Origin of the sequence: Micromonospora sp. LA-10 (assembly GCF_051853095.1) — a bacterium.
Taxonomy (GTDB): domain Bacteria; phylum Actinomycetota; class Actinomycetes; order Mycobacteriales; family Micromonosporaceae; genus Micromonospora; species Micromonospora echinospora_A.
The window spans coordinates 3,428,701-3,447,571 of the sequence record NZ_CP195710.1; the positions used below are offsets into that span (position 1 = coordinate 3,428,701).

At 72.4% G+C, this 18,871-nt stretch carries 22 protein-coding genes and 3 tRNA genes; 15 read left to right on the forward strand and 10 right to left on the reverse strand.

All coding sequences use genetic code 11. From position 1 onward, the window contains the following. The first annotated feature begins 4 nt into the window (after positions 1 to 4). The 9 genes from ACSDG8_RS16195 (at position 5) to ACSDG8_RS16235 (ending at position 6,686) form a co-directional block, all read left to right on the forward strand. A complete protein-coding gene (locus tag ACSDG8_RS16195) occupies positions 5 to 1,159 on the forward strand; it encodes a polyprenyl synthetase family protein (RefSeq protein WP_439427019.1) in 1,155 nt (384 codons plus the stop codon). A gap of 29 nt (positions 1,160 to 1,188) precedes the next feature. Beyond that, on the forward strand, positions 1,189 to 2,670 hold the full coding sequence (gene crtI / locus ACSDG8_RS16200; protein ID WP_181373707.1) for a phytoene desaturase family protein: 1,482 nt from the start codon (positions 1,189 to 1,191) through the stop codon (positions 2,668 to 2,670). Beyond that, the gene (gene idi / locus ACSDG8_RS16205) at positions 2,667 to 3,260 is read left to right on the forward strand and encodes an isopentenyl-diphosphate Delta-isomerase (protein ID WP_210892529.1); all 594 of its coding nucleotides are present in this window, start codon (positions 2,667 to 2,669) and stop codon (positions 3,258 to 3,260) included. Before crtI ends, idi begins: the two co-directional genes overlap by 4 nt. Then, complete coding sequence (locus tag ACSDG8_RS16210; RefSeq protein WP_210892527.1) at positions 3,250 to 4,197, forward strand: MerR family transcriptional regulator; 948 nt, start codon at positions 3,250 to 3,252, stop codon at positions 4,195 to 4,197. The genes idi and ACSDG8_RS16210 overlap by 11 nt, the downstream gene beginning before the upstream one ends. A gap of 75 nt (positions 4,198 to 4,272) precedes the next feature. Beyond that, a complete protein-coding gene (locus ACSDG8_RS16215) occupies positions 4,273 to 5,058 on the forward strand; it encodes a polysaccharide deacetylase family protein (RefSeq protein ID WP_439427020.1) in 786 nt (261 codons plus the stop codon). 143 nt (positions 5,059 to 5,201) lie between these two features. Further along, positions 5,202 to 5,274: transfer RNA gene (locus ACSDG8_RS16220), tRNA-Glu, on the forward strand. A 33-nt stretch (positions 5,275 to 5,307) separates the two neighbouring features. Then, a tRNA-Asp gene (locus tag ACSDG8_RS16225) sits at positions 5,308 to 5,381 on the forward strand. A gap of 76 nt (positions 5,382 to 5,457) precedes the next feature. Then, positions 5,458 to 5,531: transfer RNA gene (locus ACSDG8_RS16230), tRNA-Phe, on the forward strand. Positions 5,532 to 5,720: 189 nt separating this feature from the next. Then, positions 5,721 to 6,686, forward strand: a complete 966-nt coding sequence (locus tag ACSDG8_RS16235; RefSeq protein WP_439427021.1) for a TolB family protein — start codon at positions 5,721 to 5,723, stop codon at positions 6,684 to 6,686. A 91-nt stretch (positions 6,687 to 6,777) separates the two neighbouring features. Here ACSDG8_RS16235 and ACSDG8_RS16240 read toward each other — a convergent pair whose 3' ends face one another. The 3 genes from ACSDG8_RS16240 to ACSDG8_RS16250 form a co-directional block, all read right to left on the reverse strand. Further along, positions 6,778 to 7,215: an ArsI/CadI family heavy metal resistance metalloenzyme gene (locus ACSDG8_RS16240; protein WP_439427022.1), complete on the reverse strand. Its 438-nt coding sequence runs from the start codon at positions 7,213 to 7,215 to the stop codon at positions 6,778 to 6,780. A gap of 170 nt (positions 7,216 to 7,385) precedes the next feature. Further along, entirely contained in the window at positions 7,386 to 7,592 is a 207-nt protein-coding gene (locus ACSDG8_RS16245) for a hypothetical protein (RefSeq protein WP_439427023.1), read from the reverse strand. Between the two features lie 170 nt (positions 7,593 to 7,762). Then, positions 7,763 to 8,875 (reverse strand): hypothetical protein, encoded by a 1,113-nt coding sequence (locus ACSDG8_RS16250; protein WP_439427024.1) that lies wholly within the window; start codon positions 8,873 to 8,875, stop codon positions 7,763 to 7,765. A gap of 207 nt (positions 8,876 to 9,082) precedes the next feature. On the opposite strand from ACSDG8_RS16250, the gene ACSDG8_RS16255 reads away from it, so the two are divergent. Then, the gene (locus ACSDG8_RS16255; RefSeq protein WP_439427025.1) at positions 9,083 to 9,595 is read left to right on the forward strand and encodes an SRPBCC family protein; all 513 of its coding nucleotides are present in this window, start codon (positions 9,083 to 9,085) and stop codon (positions 9,593 to 9,595) included. A gap of 24 nt (positions 9,596 to 9,619) precedes the next feature. On the opposite strand, the gene ACSDG8_RS16260 is transcribed toward ACSDG8_RS16255, so the two are convergent. Both ACSDG8_RS16260 and ACSDG8_RS16265 read right to left on the reverse strand, forming a co-directional pair. Next, entirely contained in the window at positions 9,620 to 10,324 is a 705-nt protein-coding gene (locus tag ACSDG8_RS16260) for a DUF2786 domain-containing protein (RefSeq protein WP_210892507.1), read from the reverse strand. Between the two features lie 44 nt (positions 10,325 to 10,368). After that, positions 10,369 to 10,758 (reverse strand): hypothetical protein, encoded by a 390-nt coding sequence (locus tag ACSDG8_RS16265; protein WP_210942620.1) that lies wholly within the window; start codon positions 10,756 to 10,758, stop codon positions 10,369 to 10,371. A gap of 166 nt (positions 10,759 to 10,924) precedes the next feature. On the opposite strand from ACSDG8_RS16265, the gene ACSDG8_RS16270 reads away from it, so the two are divergent. After that, positions 10,925 to 12,262 carry an ABC transporter substrate-binding protein gene (locus tag ACSDG8_RS16270; RefSeq protein WP_210892505.1) on the forward strand — a complete coding sequence of 446 codons (1,338 nt, stop codon included), beginning with the start codon at positions 10,925 to 10,927 and terminating at the stop codon, positions 12,260 to 12,262. A 59-nt stretch (positions 12,263 to 12,321) separates the two neighbouring features. On the opposite strand, the gene ACSDG8_RS16275 is transcribed toward ACSDG8_RS16270, so the two are convergent. Both ACSDG8_RS16275 and ACSDG8_RS16280 read right to left on the reverse strand, forming a co-directional pair. Further along, positions 12,322 to 13,065: an enoyl-CoA hydratase/isomerase family protein gene (locus ACSDG8_RS16275; protein ID WP_210892503.1), complete on the reverse strand. Its 744-nt coding sequence runs from the start codon at positions 13,063 to 13,065 to the stop codon at positions 12,322 to 12,324. Beyond that, entirely contained in the window at positions 13,062 to 13,919 is an 858-nt protein-coding gene (locus ACSDG8_RS16280; protein ID WP_210892501.1) for a 3-hydroxyacyl-CoA dehydrogenase family protein, read from the reverse strand. Before ACSDG8_RS16280 ends, ACSDG8_RS16275 begins: the two co-directional genes overlap by 4 nt. A 162-nt stretch (positions 13,920 to 14,081) precedes the next feature. Here ACSDG8_RS16280 and ACSDG8_RS16285 point away from each other — a divergent pair, with 162 nt between their 5' ends. After that, the gene (locus tag ACSDG8_RS16285) at positions 14,082 to 14,369 is read left to right on the forward strand and encodes a hypothetical protein (RefSeq protein WP_210892499.1); all 288 of its coding nucleotides are present in this window, start codon (positions 14,082 to 14,084) and stop codon (positions 14,367 to 14,369) included. A 53-nt stretch (positions 14,370 to 14,422) separates the two neighbouring features. Here ACSDG8_RS16285 and ACSDG8_RS16290 read toward each other — a convergent pair whose 3' ends face one another. Further along, positions 14,423 to 15,202 (reverse strand): class I SAM-dependent methyltransferase, encoded by a 780-nt coding sequence (locus ACSDG8_RS16290; protein ID WP_210892497.1) that lies wholly within the window; start codon positions 15,200 to 15,202, stop codon positions 14,423 to 14,425. A 53-nt stretch (positions 15,203 to 15,255) separates the two neighbouring features. On the opposite strand from ACSDG8_RS16290, the gene ACSDG8_RS16295 reads away from it, so the two are divergent. Further along, positions 15,256 to 15,648 carry a PPOX class F420-dependent oxidoreductase gene (locus tag ACSDG8_RS16295; RefSeq protein ID WP_210892495.1) on the forward strand — a complete coding sequence of 131 codons (393 nt, stop codon included), beginning with the start codon at positions 15,256 to 15,258 and terminating at the stop codon, positions 15,646 to 15,648. Between the two features lie 71 nt (positions 15,649 to 15,719). Here the strand turns inward: ACSDG8_RS16295 and ACSDG8_RS16300 are convergent, their stop codons facing one another. Beyond that, a complete protein-coding gene (locus ACSDG8_RS16300; protein WP_007073996.1) occupies positions 15,720 to 15,929 on the reverse strand; it encodes a BldC family transcriptional regulator in 210 nt (69 codons plus the stop codon). Between the two features lie 256 nt (positions 15,930 to 16,185). Next, positions 16,186 to 17,025, reverse strand: a complete 840-nt coding sequence (locus tag ACSDG8_RS16305; protein ID WP_210892493.1) for a hypothetical protein — start codon at positions 17,023 to 17,025, stop codon at positions 16,186 to 16,188. Positions 17,026 to 17,199: 174 nt separating this feature from the next. On the opposite strand from ACSDG8_RS16305, the gene ACSDG8_RS16310 reads away from it, so the two are divergent. Beyond that, positions 17,200 to 18,282, forward strand: a complete 1,083-nt coding sequence (locus ACSDG8_RS16310) for a Glu/Leu/Phe/Val family dehydrogenase (RefSeq protein ID WP_174532890.1) — start codon at positions 17,200 to 17,202, stop codon at positions 18,280 to 18,282. 293 nt (positions 18,283 to 18,575) lie between these two features. Beyond that, positions 18,576 to 18,791: a DUF3073 domain-containing protein gene (locus ACSDG8_RS16315; RefSeq protein ID WP_013283429.1), complete on the forward strand. Its 216-nt coding sequence runs from the start codon at positions 18,576 to 18,578 to the stop codon at positions 18,789 to 18,791. Positions 18,792 to 18,871 lie beyond the last annotated feature (80 nt).

Below are 18,871 nucleotides of genomic sequence, written 5' to 3' on the forward strand. Positions count from 1 at the left end.
CCACATGGCCAACGACGCAGTTGCGGGTAATGCGCTCCGCGTCGCGCCGGCTCAGCCCGGGGCGACGGACGATCCGGTCCGCGGCGTACTGGCCGCGTTCACGAAAGACCTGATCAAAGGGGTCGATGAGACGCTGGTGGCGTTCCTGGCCGCGGAAGTCGACTCGCTCACCGAGATCGACGCAGCGATGGGTGCTTTCGCCGCGACCGCGCGCGACTGCGTGCTGGCCGGCGGCAAACGGGTCCGCCCCACGTTCGCGTACTGGGGATGGCGGGGTGCCGTCGGCGGGGAGGAACCGATGTGTTCGGTGCTCCCGGCCCTGTCCGCCCTCGAACTCCTGCACACGTTCGCGCTCGTGCACGACGACGTGATGGACGCCTCCGACACCCGACGCGGGCTGCCGACCGCGCACCGGGCCGCCGCCGCCCGGCACCGGGCCGCCGGGCACGCGGGCGACCCCGACCGGTACGGCGAAGCCGTCGCCGTCCTCATCGGCGACCTCTGCATGGTGTGGGCCGACCGGCTCATGAGCCACGCGGCGGTCCCCGCCGAGCGGCTGCTCGACGTGCGCCGCTGCTACGACCAGATGCGGGTGGAGACGGTCGCCGGGCAGTTCCTGGACGTGCTCGGCGAGAACGACGCGGGGAACTGGACTGTCGACCGGGCGCTGCGGGTGGCCCGGTACAAGACCGCCAGCTACACCGTCCAGCGGCCGCTGCTCTTCGGCGCCTGCCTGGCCGGCACCGACGCGGACGACCCGCTCATCGCCGCGTACACCCGGTACGGGCTGGCCGTCGGCGAGGCGTTCCAGCTCCGCGACGACCTGCTCGGCGTCTACGGCGACCCGGAGACCACCGGCAAGCCGGCCGGGGACGACCTGCGTACCGGCAAGCCGACCGCGCTGCTCATGCTGGCCCGGCAGCTCGCCGACCCGGCGCAGCGCCGGGTGCTGGACCGGGCCGGGTCGGTCACCACGGCACGCGACGTGGACCGGCTGGCCGACGTGGTCCGGGACACCGGGGCCACCGCCCGGGTGGAACGGATGATCGCCGACCGGGTCACCGAGGCGCTCGCCGCGCTTGGCACCGCACCGATCGACGAGACCGCGCGCACCGCGCTGACGGGTCTCGCCACCGCCGCCACCGCGCGGCGGGCATGATGAGCAACTTCGCGAGCAAGGGGGCCGGAATGCGTACCGTCAAGGGACGGACCGACCGGGTGGTCGTGGTCGGCGCCGGGTTGGGTGGGCTGGCCTGCGCGCTGCACCTGGCGGGTAGCGGCCGGCAGGTGACAGTGCTGGAACGCGAGCCGGTGCCGGGCGGGCGCGCCGGGCGGCTCAGCGTCGACGGGTACGAGTTCGACACCGGCCCGACGGTCCTCACCATGCCCGACCTGATCGCCGAGGCGCTCGGCGCGGTGGGCGAGGAACTGACCGACTGGCTCGACCTGAGCCCGCTCGACCCGGCCTACCGCGCCTACTACCCGGACGGGTCGACGCTCGACGTCATCACCGACACCACCCGGATGGCCGCCGAGATCGCGCGTGTCTGCGGCCCCCGCGAGGCGGACGGCTACCTGCGTTTCGTCGACTACGCCCGCAACCTGTGGCAGTGGGAGCGTGCCGACTTCATCGAGCGCAACCTCGACGCGCCGACCGACCTGCTGACCGGCAACCTGCTGAAGCTGTTCGCCAACGGCGCCTTCCGGCGACTCCAGACGAAGATCAACCAGTTCTTCCGCGACCCGCGTACCCAGCGGATCTTCTCCTTCCAGGCCATGTACGCGGGCCTGTCGCCGCACGACGCGCTGGCGATCTACGCGGTCATCGCGTACCTCGACTCGGTGGCCGGGGTCTGCTTCCCGCGCGGCGGCATCCACGCGGTCTCCCGGGGGATGGCCGGCGCGGCCGAGAAGCACGGCGTGCAGTTCCGGTACGGCACCACCGTGACCCGGGTGGAGACCGCCAACGGCCGCGCCACCGGCGTGATCACCTCGGACGGTGACTTCGTCCCCGCCGACACGGTGGTGCTCAACCCCGACCTGCCGGTCGCCTACGAGGACCTGCTGCCGCCCAGCCGGCAGCGCAAGCTCACCTACTCGCCGTCCTGCGTGGTGCTGCACATCGGTTCGACGCAGGGCTATGGCAAGATCGCCCACCACAACATTCACTTCGGGCGGTCCTGGAAGGGCACGTTCGACGAGGTGATCCGCCGAGGCGAGCTGATGACCGACCCGTCGCTGCTGGTGACGAACCCGAGCCGCACCGACCCGTCGGTGGCGCCGGCCGGGAAGCACACCTACTACGTGCTGGCGCCGGTGCCGAACCTGGAGCGGGCGCCGTTCGACTGGACGGGCGACCTCACCCAGCGGTACGCCGATCAGCTCGTGGGCACGCTGGAGGAACGCGGCTACGTCGGCTTCGGCGACGGCATCGAGGTGATGCGGGCCGTCACCCCCGCCGACTGGGCGGCGCAGGGCATGGCCGCCGGCACGCCGTTCGCCGCCGCGCACAGCCTCTTTCAGACCGGCCCGTTCCGCCCCTCCAACCTGCACCGGAAGCTGGACAACGTGGTCTTCGTCGGCTCCGGCACGCAGCCGGGCGTGGGGGTACCGATGGTGCTGATCAGCGGCAAGCTCGCCGCCGCCCGGATCACCGGGGCGACGGCATGAGCGAGCGCGAGGAACACCTCGTCGAACTGGTCGGCGACGACGGGCAGGTGCTCGGCGAGACCACCGTGGCGACCGCCCACCAGCCACCCGGCCGGCTGCACCGCGCCTTCTCGGTGCTCCTGGTCGACCCGCAGGGGCGGGTGCTGTTGCAGCAGCGGGCCGCGGTGAAGACACGGTTCCCGCTGCGCTGGGCGAACTCCTGCTGCGGGCACCCGCTGCCGGGCCAGTCGCTGACCGAGGCCGCCAACCGGCGGCTCGCCGAGGAACTGGGCCTCGGCCCGGTCGCGCTCACCGAGGTCGGCGTCTACATCTACTACGCCGAGGACCCGGCCACCGGCCGCGTCGAGTTCGAGTACGACCACGTGCTGCGCGCCGACGTACCCGCCGACCTGGTGACGCGGCCCGACCCGGACGAGGTGGCCGAGCTGCGCTGGGCCGACCCCGACACGGTGGTGGCCGACCTGGACGCCGACCCCCGGGCGTACGCCCCGTGGCTGGGCGGCGTCGTCAACCGGCTGCTGCATCCGGCGGGCCCGGCCCGGCCGGGCGTCGCAGCCTCCGAGGCACCGGAGCGGTCGGGTGGCCGATGAGGCGCTGAGCGCGGGGGCCGTGGCACGCCGACTGGGTGTGGCGGTCACCACGCTGCGCACCTGGCACCAGCGCTACGGACTCGGTCCCAGCGAGCACGTACCGGGCCACCACCGGCGCTACACGCCCGCCGACCTCGCCCGCCTGGAGATCATGCGCCGGCTGACCGCCGAGGGGGTGGCGCCCGCCGAGGCGGCCCGCTGGGCCCGGCAGGCACCGGCCGTGCCGCCTCCGGACCGGCTCGCGCTCAAAGCACGGACCTCGGCGGTACGCGACGGCGGCGGCACGACCATCCCGGTCGGCCGGGCCGGCCCCGCCGCGCGTGGGCTGGCCCGCGCCGCGATGCGCCTGGACTCGGTGACCATCGCACGGACCATCGCCGACGCGCTCGCCGCCGACGGGGTGGTGGCGACTTGGGAAGGGCTGCTCCGGCCGGTGCTCACCGGCATCGGGGAGCGGCACGCCGCCACCGCCGGCCTGATCGAGGTGGAACACCTGATGTCCCGGTGCGTCTCGGTGGCGTTCGCCACGGTGATCCGGGCCCACCCGAACGGCGGGTCGCCCCGGATCCTGCTCTCCTGCGCCGACGAGGAACAGCATTCGCTGCCGCTGGAGGCGCTCGCCGCCGCGCTCGCGGAAGCCGGTGTGAGCTGTCGCATGCTCGGTGCCCGGGTGCCGGTGCCCGCCCTCGTGGAGGCGGTCAACCGGACCGGGCCGGCCGCCGTGGTCCTCTGGTCGCACACCCGCTCGACCGCCGACCCGTGCCAGCTCACCGCGCTGCTGACCGTCCCGCGACGGCCGCTGCTGGTGCTCGCCGCCGGGCCCGGCTGGCGGGCCGACTCGCTGCCGGCCGGGGTGGTCCGACCGGTGGATCTGGCCGAGGCGCTCTCCCTCGCCGTGGCGGTACGGGACTCGCTGGACCAGTCGACCACGGGCTGACGGCCCTTTTCGCTCCGGGGCGCGTCCACTACGGTCGGAAAGTCCGTCTGACCCCGACCCCTCCGGGAGCGACGAATGCGTCCACGCGCCCTGCCGGCGCTCGTCCTGGGCCTGGTGCTCCTCGTCACCGCCTGCGGCGAAGCCGGCAAGTCACCCGAACAGGCGGCGGCCTCGCCGTCGGTCCCGGCGTCGCCGTCGCCCGTGACGAAGCCCTCACCGACCCCCACCCCCACGCCCAGAAAGCCGAAGCTGCGCCCGGTGCCCAAGAAGCTGCCGGCAGGCCTGCACCGGGCCAGTGGGAGCAGCGGGGTGGCGCTCACCTTCGACGACGGGCCGGACCCGCGCTACACCCCGCAGATCCTGGCCCAGCTCCGGGCGGCCCGGGTCACCGCCACGTTCTGCGTGGTCGGCCAGCAGGCCAAGCGCCACCCGGAGCTGGTGGCCCGGATCGTCCGCGAGGGTCACCAGCTCTGCAACCACAGCTGGCACCACGACGTGAACCTCGGCCGGCGGTCGGCTGCCCAGATCCGGGCCGACCTGGAGCGGACCAACGACGCCATCCGCGCTGCCGCGCCCAAGGCACCGATCACCTGGTTCCGCCAGCCCGGCGGCCGGTGGACCGCCGAGGAGATCGTGGTGGCCCGGCAGATGGGCCTGCGCCCGTTGCACTGGAGCGTGGACCCGCAGGACTGGGACCACCCGCCGGCGAAGACGATCATCAAGCGGGTGACGGGCGCCACCCGGCACGGCTCGGTCGTGCTGATGCACGACGCGGGCGGTGACCGGGCCCAGACGATGGCTGCGTGCCGGCACCTGATCCCGGACCTGAAACGGCGGTACGGGATCGCACGCCTCCGTTGACCTGCGGTTTTACCCGGCTCCGCAGCCGTGCCCATACCGGTTTGGCCGTCCGCGCAGGCATGACATATGCTTCTCCTGCCTCCGGCGGGGCCGGATGGGAGCAAGTCCGCTTGAAGTTGCGAGTGTGCAATGATGGCGGGGCCGCCCTCATCGTCTAGCGGCCCAGGACGCCGCCCTTTCAAGGCGGTAGCACGGGTTCGAATCCCGTTGGGGGCACGGTCCGGCTCGCGCCGGATGCAACACCAGCCAGGTCCTGTGGAGCAGTTGGAGTGCTCGCCGCCCTGTCAAGGCGGAGGTCGCGGGTTCAAGTCCCGTCAGGACCGCAAGCGCTGACGCCGCGCAGCTTCATGCGCGGCGTTCTGCGTATCGGCTCGTGCGGTAGCATGTGCCGAGCACCACGGCCAGGTAGCTCAGTTGGTACGAGCGTCCGACTGAAAATCGGAAGGTCGGCGGTTCGACCCCGCCCCTGGCCACATAGCCTTTCGCCGGGCTACAGGAACGCCGACCAGCGGAAACGCAGGTCGGCGTTCTGCTTTTGCGGCCCCCGAAGGCTCGGCTGTCCGGTTCCCGTCCGTCGCGACGGCGAGGCCGCCACTCGCGCGGTGCGTCTAGGGTGAGCGGGCCCGCCGAGCGGCGGACCGAATGCCACCGGAAGGTCGCGTGTGCGTGCGCTGCGTACGGCCCTGACGCCGGTCCTCGTCCTCGCCGTGATGCTGCTCGGCGGGTGTGGCCGGATCTCGGGGCTCCTGGACTCCGTCTCCCTCTCCCATCCGGTCTGGGCCATCGACGGCTGGGTCTACTACCTGCGGGAGGTGACCTCGACCTCGGGCTCGGACCAGGCCGAGGTGTGGCGGCAGCGGCCCGACGGGAGCGGCGAGGAAGCCGTTCTCACGCGCGCCCCGGCGGTGTCCGCCTGCGAGGGGGGCCTGTTCAGCTTCCTGTTCGCGGGCTCCGACGGCGACCTCGGGGTGGCCCTCGAATGCGGTTGGGACCGAACGGAGCTGCTCAGCTACTCGCCCGCCGACAAGACGTTCGAGCCGCTGGCGTCGACACGCTTCCTCGCCGACGCCGCACTCGTGAACGGTGGCGGCGGGGGATATGTGGAGGCGCCCCGGGAGTGCGGCCCGGGGGGAGTCCAGCTGCTCGCCGACGGGACGGCGCACGAGTTCGCCGCTCCGGTGACGGCGGGCGGGACGACCTTCAACCCCAGCGGCGGTGACACGGACTGCGAGTCGACGGTGCTGACGCGGTCGCCCGCGGCGCTGGGCGAGCGGCTGTTCTTCATCACCGCACCCGACTCCCTGGGCAGGTTGCCGCTGCCGCCCGAGGTGAGTCCGGACGACCTCACCTGGCACCTGACCGAGTGGGACGTCGGGTCGGCCATGGCCAGGTTCGTCACGGAGCTTCCCGGCCTCGCCGGCCTGGCGGTGTCGCCGGACGGCCGGTCGGTGATCGCCGCCGTCGCGTCGGATCACGTGGGCGGCGTGTGGTCGGTCGACGTCGGCACCGGGAAGAAGACGCGGATCGCCGACGGCGCCCGCGCGTACGACCCGAGCTTCTCTCCGGACGGCAAGCGGTTCGTCTACGTCGAGGGCTTCAAACGGCTGAGGTTCGCCAAAGCGCGATAGTCGACGTGCGCGGTGGGCACGCTGAGGCGGCTCAACAACGACAGGGGTCCCCACCGGCAGACGAGCCGGTGGGGACCTCGCGGTATGCGGCTCAGACGGCGGCGGGCTGCTCCGCGGCGTTCGAGGCACAGCAGGCGCTCTCGACCACCTTCTCCCGCTGCGGTGAGTCGGCCTTGACCGTGTAGACCTCCCACGGCTCGTCGCCGGGGCCGCGTACCCAGACCTTGTCCTGGAGCGCGTAGCAGCACTCGGTGTCGTTCTCCTCGAGCGTGATCAGGCCGGACTCGGTGAGCCGGTTGGTCGCGGCGGTCACCTCCTCGGTGGTGGCCACCTCGACCCCGAGGTGGTCCATCACCGTCGGCAGGCCGGGCTCACCTTCGAGGAGTACGAGCTTCAGCGGCGGGTTCTCCACCGCGAAGTTGGCGTAGCCGGGGCGGCGCTTGGCCGGCTCGACGCCGAACAGCTTGCTGTAGAAGGCGACTGAGCCTTCGAGGTCGGACACGCGCAGGGCGAGCTGGACGCGGGACATGTGGACTCCCTGTCTAGATGAATGTCGAAGCAGCCTTCACCCTGCCCTCTGTTTTGAAGTCTGTCAACCTAGAGGAATGTCGAAACAAGAGCTGCGTCGAGGGGTACGCGACGAGATACGGGCGAAGGTGGCACGGCCGACCTGGCCAGTCAGGGCGGAACCCGGCCCGGTCAGGGCGAGTTCTGGCCGCGTCGCCACACCTCGCCCTGCATGCCGTGCCGCTCGGCGGCGTACCGCTCCTGGTCGGACCGCGCGACGCGGGCCGCGGCCGAGTCCTCCGGTGAGGACATCCGCCGCCGGTCCCGCACGATCACCGCGACGAACGCGCCGACCACGAGCACGCCCAACACGACAAGCAACCCCACAAGCGCTCTCATGACCTGACGCTAGAGCGCCACGTCCACCCAGGACGCCCCGCTCCGCCCTGATCGTTCCGATCACGTGCGTGATCAAGGAGTTTGTGGCATCCCGACTCGCCCGAACCGACCCAAACTCCTTGATCAACGCCTGAAGTGCCCGGGGCGGGTGGGATGGTGGGGGTGGGTGGTCAGCGGTCGGGGGGTTGGGAGCGGGCCTGGCCGATTCCGCCCTGGATCGCCTCCCACACGCTGCGCCCGGCCTGCCGCAGCGTCTGCCCGGCCTGGCTCGCCAGTTGAGCGGCCTCCGCCGCGGCGCTCGCCGGCTGGCCGGCGCCGCTAGTGCGTTCCGGCCCGGGTCTCCCCTCCGGGGCGCGCTTTCCCTCGGCAGGCCGGCGGGCCGACGAACCGTTCGCCCGGCTTGCGCCCGGCCCACCCGACCCCGGACCGCCGGCCTGCAAACCGGTCGGGCCTGGACCACCCGACCCCGAACCGGCAGCCTGCGGACCCGCCGGGCCTTGGCCGGCTGACCCGGAGCCGGTCGCCCCGGTGGCGGTCGATCGCGACCCCGCCGGTCCCCCCGGACGGGTCGGCTGCGAAGTGCCCGGCGTGCCACTGTTCCCGCCCACCCCGGCGCCCGCCGGCGGTTCGGCAGCGCGCCTGGCCCCGGCCGCCCCAGCCTCGCGCCCCGAGCCGGCTGACCCGGCGGAATCCGTCGAGCCGGCAGAACCAGCCGAGCCCGTCGGCCCTGGCGAGCTCGCCGGGGCCGTGGCAGCGGGACCGGCGACCCGGTCGGGGCGGCGCACCGGCTCCGGCGGCTCGATCTGGCCGGACACCGCCGGCACGACTCGCTCGACCGCCTCGCCGGCCGTCGCCACCGTACGTCCGGCCTGGTCCACCACCGGCGCGGCGAGCCGGTGCACGTCGTCCAGGGCGACGCCGGCCGAGCGGGCCAGCGCGTCGATGAGCTGCGGGTTGCGGTCGATGGTGGTCAGCGCCCGGTCCAGGATCTGCACCAGCTTCTCCAGCCGCACCTTGAGCAGCGCCTCGGCGCTCACCCCGGTGATGTCCAGTTCGACGCCTTCCAGGTGCACCCGCACCCCGGCGTCGAGTTGGAGCAGGTTCGCCAGCCGGGCTCGCAACGACAGGTCGGCGTCGAGGCCGTCCACCGTGAGCCGGATTTCGTCGACGGTCAGCTCCGGGACGTCGAGCAGGACGTCCGGCTCCGACTCGGGATCGGCCGGCGAGGTGGGCGGCTCGTAGCCGGGGTCCGGTACTGGTTCGGTGGCTCGGCTGTCGGTCATGCTCCCCGCTCTCCCAGTCGGTCCGGTCGACGGCGCTTACCCGCTTTCCGGTACGGCATCCGCCCTGACCTCCCGGAAGCGCCGCCGCACCTTGCGTAGAGCGCCTGACCCGCCACTCAGCGCTGTCGTGGACCGGCGGTCCCGGTGTCCGGAAGCGGGCGGATCGGAAGCTGCGCACCGAGACATGAGCCGGTATGGTCCGGACCTATGGGACAGGAGATGGCCGATCCGGATGAGGTCCGGCAGGAATCCGACCGCTTCTCCCTCCGCAGCGACCTGTTCGTCCCGACGTCGGCCGAGCAGGCGTACGCCGTGTTCACCGGATCGCTCGCCGACTGGTGGGTACGCGAGTACACCTGGTCCGGCCCGCAGGCGCTCGCCGCGCTCGGCATCGAACCCCGGGCCGGCGGCATGCTCTACGAGATCGGCCCGTACGGCTTCCGCAACGACTGGGGCCGCGTGCTGACCTGGGATCCACCCCGGCGTCTGGTCTTCACCTGGCAGATCGGCCCGGACCGGGTGCCGGTGCCCGACCCGGCCGCCGCCAGCGAGGTGGAGGTCCTGTTCCACCCCGAGGGCCCGGAACTGACCCGGGTCGAGGTCGAGCACCGCTACTTCGACCGGCACGGCACCGCGGCCGAGGGCTACCGCGAGGCGCTCACGGCCGGCTGGCACGAGTTGCTCTGCCGCTACCTGGCCACCGTCGCCCGCACCACCTGACCCGTACCCGTCGGGTGGGCCGGGTCAGCCGGCGATGCCCGGTGTGGCTCCGGCGCCGGCCACGCCGGTGCCGCCGAGGTCGGCGCGGCGGCCGGCGTCCGCGCCCGGTCCGAAACCACCGCCCGCGAGGCGCCGTCGCGGCGCGGTGCGCAACCGGGGGTACGCCTCGGCGACCCGGCGCTGCACGCGATCGGAGCGGTCGGCGAGCACCAGGGCCGTCGAGGGACCGCCCGCCTCGGCCACCGCCTTGTTCTCGGCTGCGCGCAGTCGTTCGGCGACGACGTACGCGAAGCCGGCCAGCCAGGTACGCCGGAACGCGGCCGGGTGCTCCCCGTCCGGCACGACGGCACCGGCGAGCCCGTGCGCGGCCTGCACCAGCAGCGAAGTGAACAGCAGCTCGACGCGTTCCAGGTCGCTGGCGAAGCCGAACAGGTGCATGGCAAAACCGTTGCCCTGCCGTCGGCGTACGCAGCGGCAGCGCAACGGTTCGGCGACCGCGGCCAGCAGTCCGGCCTTGTCCCGGGCGTACGGCGCGACCACCTCGACGGTCCGGTCACCGACCGGGTCGACGGCCGGGTCGCGGACGGCGAGCAGCGCCCGGTCGACGCCGTAACGGGCGATCAGCTCGGTTGCCTTGGCCATGAACGCGGCCGACTCGGCGGGCGTGCAGGCCGGGTCCTCGGCCTGGGCGAGCAGCTTGCGCACCTTGCTGAGCATCGCCTCGGACATGTCCCAGAGCTATCACAGCCGGGGCGCGTCGCGGCGCGGCGGGCTCAGTCGGACCGGCTGCGCAGTGTGGCGATGGTCGAGCCGGCGAGGGTGAGCAGGCAGTCGGGCAGCAGCCCGTCGGCGGCCGCCGCCCCGAACAGCGCCTCGCCGGTGTCGGCGTCGTCGTTGGCGCACGCGCTGACAAAGCGGGCCACCCAGCGGGTGTCGTAGTCGGCCTGGTCGATGCCGGGAAAGTCGAGGGCGGCGCCACCGGGCGGCGCGTCGTCGCCGAGCATGGTGGCGGCCAGGCACCAGGCCACCCCGTACGCCCCGGCCAGCCCGGAGCGGTCCACCACCGCGTCGAACGTGCCCACCACCCCGGCGCCGTCCCCGGCCAGGGCGGAACGGAGCACGGCGGTCGCGTCGTCCAGCGTCTGCTGTGCTTCGTCGTTCACCCGCGGAACAGTAGCTCCGGGGGTCAAGCCGTGACCCGGAAATCGCTCGATGAACACGGAGCGTGACACCCGCAGTCGGGGTGCCGACGCAGCCGACTCCACAGTCCCGCCTGCCGCGTGGGCACGCTAAGGTGCGCAGCGGACCTTCGCCGGAGGAAGGACGACCATGCTGAGAACACGCACGTCGCGCGCGGCCCTGTCCATGGCCTGCGCGGCGCTCCTGCTCGCCACGAGCGCCTGCGGGAGCGACGAGCCGGAAGAAGCGCCCGCCACCCAGGTGCGCCTCTACGGCACCGACGGCAACATGCTCAATTCGTACCCAGCCGAACTGAAGGATCGGGCGGATCTGGTGAACGGGATGAAGGGCACAACGCCCCTCACTCCGCTGCCCGAGAGCTTCAAGGAACGACTACTCGCCGTAGACGCGAAGCTGGGTGACTTCCTCTACTCCGCCGAGTCCTACGACGCGGTCGTGATCAGCGCGCTGGCCGCCCAGCTCGCCGGCACCACCGCGCCGGCCGAGATCGCCAAGCAGATCGTCGGGGTGACCACCGGCGGCGAGCGCTGCGACGACGTGGCGGCCTGCCTTCAGCTCGCCCGCGCCGGTCAGGACATCGAGTACCGGGGCGTGTCGCTCACCCGTGCCGGGTTCACGGACACCGGCGAGCCGGCCACCGCGAGCTACGGCACCATGCACTTCGACAACCAGAAGATCGACGACAGCAAGACCGAGTTCGTCGGCGCCGGTGAGGAGTCCGGAGCGAGCAGCAAGACGCCGCCGCGTGGTCGCAAGCTGCGCGACGGGAAGGCGAAGGACGCGCCGCTGGTCCTCGGCGGTCTCCTGCCGAAGACCGGTGACCTGGCGCTGGCGTACCCGCCGCTGGCCGCGGGCGCCACGCTCGCCCTGCGCGAGGTCAACGCCGCCGGTGGTGTGCTCGGCGAGCCGGTGAAGTGGATCGAGGGCGACGACGGCACCAACCCGGCGGTCGCCAAGGCCACCGTCGCCTCGCATGTCCAGGAGGGCGTCCAGGTCATCATCGGCGCGGGCGGCTCCGGCATCTCCCGGGCGGTACTGCCGGACGTGGTGGCCGCCGGGCGGATCCTGTTCTCGCCGTCGAACACCGACGCTGGGCTGAGCGCTGTGGACGACAAGGGCCTCTACTTCCGTACCGCCCCGCCGGACAGCCTCCAGGGGCGCGCGCTGGCCGACGTGATGCTCCGGGACGGGCCGCGCAAGATCGCGATCCTGGCCCGTAAGGACTCCTACGGCGAGGGACTCCAGGAGAACGTCCGCTCGGAGCTGGAGAAGGCCGGCATCGGCGCGGACCGGGTCAAGCTGCTGACCTACGACCCGCCGGAGGACCCGAAGACCCCCGTCGACTTCTCCGGCATCGCCCAGGAGATCAAGGCGTACGGGCCGGAGGCGCTGCTGCTCATCGGCTTCGCCGAGTCCGCGCCGGCGATCCCGGCGCTGGCCGACGCCGGAGTCCAGATCCGGCGCTGAGAAACACCGACGACGAGGGCCGCGCCGGAACACCGGCGCGGCCCTCGTCGTATTCCGGCTCAGCGCGTCTTGCGCCGGTCCAGGAACTCGGTCATCCGCCGGTGCTTCTCCTCGTCCTCGAAGAGCACCGCCTGGCTGAGCAGGTCGAGCTGCGGGTGCGCGGCCTGCGGGGCGTCCACCGCCAGCTTGGTCAGCCGCAGGGCCAGCGGGGAGCCCTTGGCCATCTCGTCGAGCAGGCCGTGCGCGGTGGGCAGCAGTTCCTCCGGGTCGGCCACCACCCGGTTCACCAGCCCGATCCGCAGCGCCTCCTCGGCGTCCACCCGCCGGCCGGTGAACAGCAGTTCCTTGGCGCGGGCCTCACCGATCAGCGCCGGCAGCCGGTAGGTCGCGCCCGCGCCGGCCAGGATGCCCAGCCGCACCTCGGGCTGGCCGAAGACCGCGCGGTCCGTGCACACCCGAAGATCGCAGGCGTACGCGAGTTCGGCGCCGCCGCCCAGCGCCGGCCCGTCGACGGCGGCCACGGTGGGCATCGGCAGTGCCCGGATGCGGGCGAAGACGCCCTGGTTGATGGCGGCCAGCGCGTCCAGCCGGCCGCGCTCGCGCAGCTGGGCGATGTCGGCGCCGCCGGCGAAGATGCCCGCCGTCCCGCCGGTGAGCAGCAGCAGCCGGGGGCGTGCCTCCAGGTCGGCGCAGACCGCGTGCAGCTCGGCCACCAGGTCGGCGTCGATCGCGTTGCGTTTCTCCGGCCGGTCCAGCGTGACCACCAGCCGGTCCGGCAGCTCCTCGATCCGCAGTCCGGTCACTGTTTGACACCGCCTTCCCAGGTGTAGAAGCCCTGCCCGGACTTCTTGCCCAGCTTCCCGTCGGCCACCATCTCGACCAGCAGCGGCGGCGGCGCGAAGCGGTCCCCGTACGCGGCCTGGAGCGTCCGCGCGATGTCGAGCCGCACGTCCAGCCCAACCAGGTCGGTCAGCTCCAGCGGGCCGATCGGGTGCCGGTAGCCGAGCACCATCGCCTTGTCGATGTCGGCCGGGCTCGCCACCTCGTCGGCCACCATCCGGATCGCCTCCAGGCCGAGCGTGACGCCGAGCCGGGAGGTGGCGAAGCCGGGCATGTCGCGTACCACGACGGGGTCCTTGCCCAGCCGGCCGGCGAGCGCGACGGCCGCCTCGGTGGTCTGCGGCGCGGTGGCCGGGCCGACCACGATCTCCAGCAGCGCCATCGCCCAGACCGGGTTGAAGAAGTGCAGCCCGACGAAGTCGGCGGGACGCTCCAGCCCGGCGGCCAGTTCGGCGATCGGGATGCTGGACGTGTTGCTGCCCAGCAGCGCGGGCCGGCGACTCTCCGCCTCGCGCAGCACGGCGCGCTTCAGGTCGAGCCGCTCGGGCACGGCCTCCACGATCACGTCGGGGCCCTCGGCCACCTCGGTGAGCCCGGCCCGCAACGTGACGCGCTCGCGGTTGGCGGTGGCGGCCTCCTCGGTCAGCTTGCCGCGCTGCACGCCCCGGTCCCACAGTTCGCCGAGCCGGCGGACGGCCTCGGCGCCCCGGGCGGGGTCGACCTCGACCAGTTCGACCGCGTACCCGGCGCCGGCCGCCACGTACGCGATGCCGAGGCCCATGGTGCCGGCCCCGACGACCACAAAACGACCACTCATCGCTGTCCCCTCGCCGCGGCGGGGGCGCGCGGGGTCTCCGCCGCCGGGCCCGTCCGCTCGCTCGTTCCTGCATGCGACCCTATGCAGGGCCGGGCCGCCGGGATGAGTGGGGGCGGAGCGGACGGGGTAAGGACGGCCGTCAACGCCGAAGGAAGGAACGAGATGAGCCAGGCACCGGAGAGCGCGGAGAACACCGAGACGGTCGAGACCCGCGGCGACGAGCGGGTGGACCTGCTCCGCGCGGACACCAACAACGACGGCAAGACCGACGTGTGGGTGGTGGACACCGACGGCGACGGCAAGGCTGACCTGTTCCAGTTCGACACCGACGGTGACGGCAAGGTGGACATCACCATGGTGGACATCGACGAGGACGGCACGCCGGACGAGGTGGTCGACGGCGACGGCGGCCTGCCCCCGGAGGAGACCACCCCCACCGTCCAGGTCTGAGCGTGTAAGGAAGGGCCCCTTGTTAACGCCTGGGCGTTTGAAAGGGGCCCTTCCTAACGCCGCAGCGTCAGGGTGGCGAGGTAGTAGGGATGGTCGGTGTCGTCCACGTCGGTCAGTCGCCACGGTGAGCCGTGGACCAGCTCGGCGAACTCCTCGGGCGAGCAGACCAGGTAGTCGAACCACCCGGTGCCGAGCAGGCGGTAGCGCAGCCGCAGCCGCAGTTGCCCGCCCAGGCGGCCCCGTTGCCGGTTGCGCTCGTGGTAGCCGGTGTGCGCCGGGTCGGTGGTGCCGTACGGGTCGGTGCCGTGGGCGATGACCCGGGCGCCGGGGCGGGCCAGGGCGGCGAGCGCGGCGAGCATCGCTGGCGCCCGTTCCCGCCCTTCGAACAGTCCGAGGTTGTTGCCGAGCAGCAGGAACGTGTCGTAGCGCGGTCCGTCGGCGGCGTGCTCGTCGACGGTGCCGTGGACGAGGTCGCGTACGCCTCGGTGCCGGCTGACCCGCAGCGCGCCCAGCGAGGTGTCCAGGCCGGTGACGGGCACGCCGCGCTCCTGGAGTTCCAGCGCGATCCGTCCGGCGCCGACGCCGACGTCGAGCACGTGCCCGTGTACCCGGTCGACCGCCCGGTGGTCGTGCGGCTGCCACAGCTGCGGCGGGTCGAGGTAGTGCCCGGCGGGCGCGCCGTTGATCAGCCCGTCGTCCCGCTCGATGATCTCGATGACCGGCCGGGGCAGGCGTCCACCGGCCATCGGCCGGGGTCCGATGCCGGTGGCGACGGCGTACGCGTCGCGGATCATCTCGCCGAACACGTCGCCGATCTCGGGTTCCCCGGTCATGTGAGCACGCTATCCGTGCTCCGTCGGGCTGTCGCAGCCGTATCCTGGGCGGCGTGACCGACCTGGACCGCCTGGCGGCGGAGAAGTACGTCCTGCTCACCACGTTCCGCAAGGACGGCCGGGCGGTGGCGACACCGGTGTGGGCGGTACGCGACGGTGACTCGCTTGCGGTGTGGACGGTGTCCGACTCCGGCAAGGTGAAGCGGATCCGGCGCGACGGCCGGGTGACAGTGGCGCCGTGCGACGTGCGCGGGCGGCCGCACGGCGAGGCGGTGCCGGGGCACGCGACGATCGCCGGCCCGGACAGCACCCGTCGGGTGCGGGGCCTGCTCAAGCAGAAGTACCGGCTGATCGGGCGGCTGAGCCTGCTGGGCAGCCGGCTGCGTCGGGGCGAGGGTGGCACTGTGGGGCTGCGGATCGTGCTGGACGGTCCGGAGCGCGACTGAGCCCGGACGCGATTAAGGGCGGCGCCGCGATGGCACCGCCCCTGATCGGAACGCCGGAGAACGCCGGTTCGTCAGTCTCCCTGGCGCTGCTGGGGGATCTGCCCCTGCAGCAGGGCCCGAACCTCTGACTCACGGTAGCGGCGGTGGCCGCCAAGGGTCCGGATGGCGCTGAGCTTGCCAGCCTTGGCCCACCGGGTCACCGTTTTCGGGTCGACACGGAACATCGACGCCACCTCGGCCGGTGTGAGTAGCGGCTCAGGTTCGTGCGTTCGCGATGCCATCGGGGTCACTCCTCCACATGTATAGACATCGGCCGGGGTCCCGCCGGCCGACGCGTCTCCCATGGTCCGGCTAGTCCCCGATGTCCGACATGGGCCGAACGGCTGAAGGTCCCTAGACGGACGGATGAAGCATGCCCGATTTTTACGACTTTTATGCCGCAGAAAGTACCTTATTCGGACTCATGATCACGGTTCGTGATGCATCAACTACGAGACACTCTCGTGTCTAAGGCCACTTATAGGGGCAAACCGGGCGTCAGTTGCAGCGCTCCAGCAGCTGCACCGCGCGCCAGCGGGCGACCAGCTTGTCGTACGCGGCGGACGCCTCCTCCGCCTCGCCCCGGCCCAGTCCGGACAGTCCGGTGGCCACCAGCTCGGTCGAGTCGTCGGCCTCGAGCGTCTCGTCCGGCAGCAGTTGCACCAGGCCGCCGTAGTCCAGCTCGACCACCGACCGCGGGTGGAACTCCTCCAGCCACCGGGCGGCCTCCTCGACCGCCTCGGTGATCGGCGCCTCGCCGATCGACTTGCGCAGCACCGACAGCGCCCGCGACGCCCGGCGGCGCGCCTTGGAGATCTCGGTGCGGTAGCGCAGCGCGCGCCGCTCCGGCTCGGTGACCAGGTGCCGCTCGCCGGCTTCGAACAGCACGAACCAGCGCAGCGGCACACCCCAGGTGGCGATCTGCTCGTGCACCCGGGGCACGCCGTGCTCCAGCACCCGGGCGCCGCTGCGCCAGTCCTCCACCACGGCCTTGGCCTGCCCGGCGAGCACCGGCGGCACGAACGCGTCGGCCAGCACCGAGGGCACGCCGTCGCGGGCGCTCAGCGCCGCCTCGGCGACCCGGATACGCAGGTTCCAGGGGCAGACCAGCAGCGAGTCGTCCGACTCCAGGACGTACGCCTCGTCGGGTAGGTCGGGCAGCCGGGTCCAGCCCGCGCCCAGCGCCTCGATCACCGCGGTCCGTTGTCGGACCGGCCCTTCCAGCGGGGCGATAGCCCGGCCTTCGCTGACGTACCGGCGCCAGTACGACTGCCGGTCCCGGTCGAAGGCGGTCAACGGCTCGTACACGCGCAGGTATGAAGCGAAGAGCGACGGCACGGCGCGATCCTCCCACGAGACGGGACCGCCCGTCGCCGCCCGTAACCCCGTGGCGTGACGTGCGCGACAGTACGGTTCGGGCCGATATTAGGCTCAGAGACACCGGCACCATCCCGCCGGCGTGCCACCAGGTTCCGCTCCCCACAAGGGCGCTCACCGACACAGGAGTCAGCCATGGGCGTATTCGCCAGTACCGACGACCCCGTTTCCACGGGGCATGAGCAGGTCGTGTTCTGCCAGGACAAGCAGTCCGGCCTGAAGGCGATCATCGGGATCTACTCCACCGCGCTGGGCCCCGCGCTCGGCGGCACCCGGTTCTACCCGTACGCGACGGAGGAGGACGCCCTCGCCGACGTGCTCGACCTCTCGCGCGGGATGGCGTACAAGAACGCCCTGGCGAACCTCGACCTCGGTGGCGGCAAGGCGGTCATCTGGGGCGACCCCGAGCAGATCAAGAGCGAGGCGCTGCTGCGCGCGTACGGCCGCTTCGTCGAGTCGCTCAACGGCCGCTACTACACCGCCTGCGACGTCGGCACGTACGTCGCGGACATGGACGTGATCGCGCGCGAGACCCGGTACGTCACCGGCCGCAGCGTGGAGCACGGCGGCGCCGGCGACTCCTCGATCCTCACCGCGTGGGGCGTGTTCCAGGGCATGCGGGCCGCCGCCGAGCACGTCTGGGGCAGCCCGACGCTGGCCGGCCGGCGGGTCGGCGTGGCCGGGCTGGGCAAGGTCGGCAAGTACCTCACCGCCCACCTGCTCGACGACGGCGCCGAGGTGGTGGCGACCGATGTGAGCCCGCGCGCCCTGGAGTGGGCGCGCACCACCCACCCGCAGGTCACCCTGGTCGACGACACCGCGGCGCTCGTCGCCTCCGACATCGACGTGTACGCCCCGTGCGCGCTCGGCGGCGCGCTGAACGACGAGACCGTGCCGGTGCTGCGGGCGAAGGTGGTCACCGGGGCGGCGAACAACCAGCTCGCCCACTCGGGGATCGAGAAGGTGCTCGCCGACCGGGGCATTCTCTACACCCCGGACTACGTGGTGAACGCGGGCGGCGTGATCCAGGTGGCGGACGAGATCGAGGGCTTCAACTTCGAGCGCGCCAAGCTGCGGGCCACCCGGATCTTCGACACCACCCGGCAGATCCTCCAGCTGGCCGACGACGAGGGCGTGCCTCCGGCGGTGGCCGCGGACCGGCTCGCCGAGCGGCGGATGGCCGAGGTCGGCCGGCTGCGCGCGATCCATCTGCGGTGAAGCTCACCCCCCCGGGGGCGAACGACGACTCCGCCCCCGGGGGACCCGAGCGGTACGCTGGCGCTCGGGCTAATTTCTACCGATTTGTCCGCTGTCACGGCCAGCCCCGGACCTTACCCCTTACCGGGTACACTTGGTGACGGCTGGACCACCGCGACGCGCAGGTCCGGTCGACGGTGACCCGAGGTGCCGAACGATGGCATCCCCATGTACCGTAAGAGCCACGAGAGATGCCTGACGTCATCGGGGCCCGCCTTCGGGCTGCCCCGCATTCTGTGCGAGGGGGTCGAGCCATGGGGCGCGGCCGTGCTAAGGCCAAGCAGACGAAGGTGGCCCGGGAGTTGAAGTACCACTCCCCGAACACCGACCTAACCGCCTTGCAGCGCGAACTGGCGGGGAGTGGAAAGTCTGAGCACAACTTCGACGACGACTACAAAGAGTATGTCGACGACGATGACGAGGACCATGCGGACGACGACCCGGACACCTGGGCTCGTCCGACCCGCTGACCTCCGGTCACATCTGAGCACGCGGTAACCCCCCGCGTGCTCACGCATGTGCTCTGCTGAGCCGGCGTGCGACCGACGAT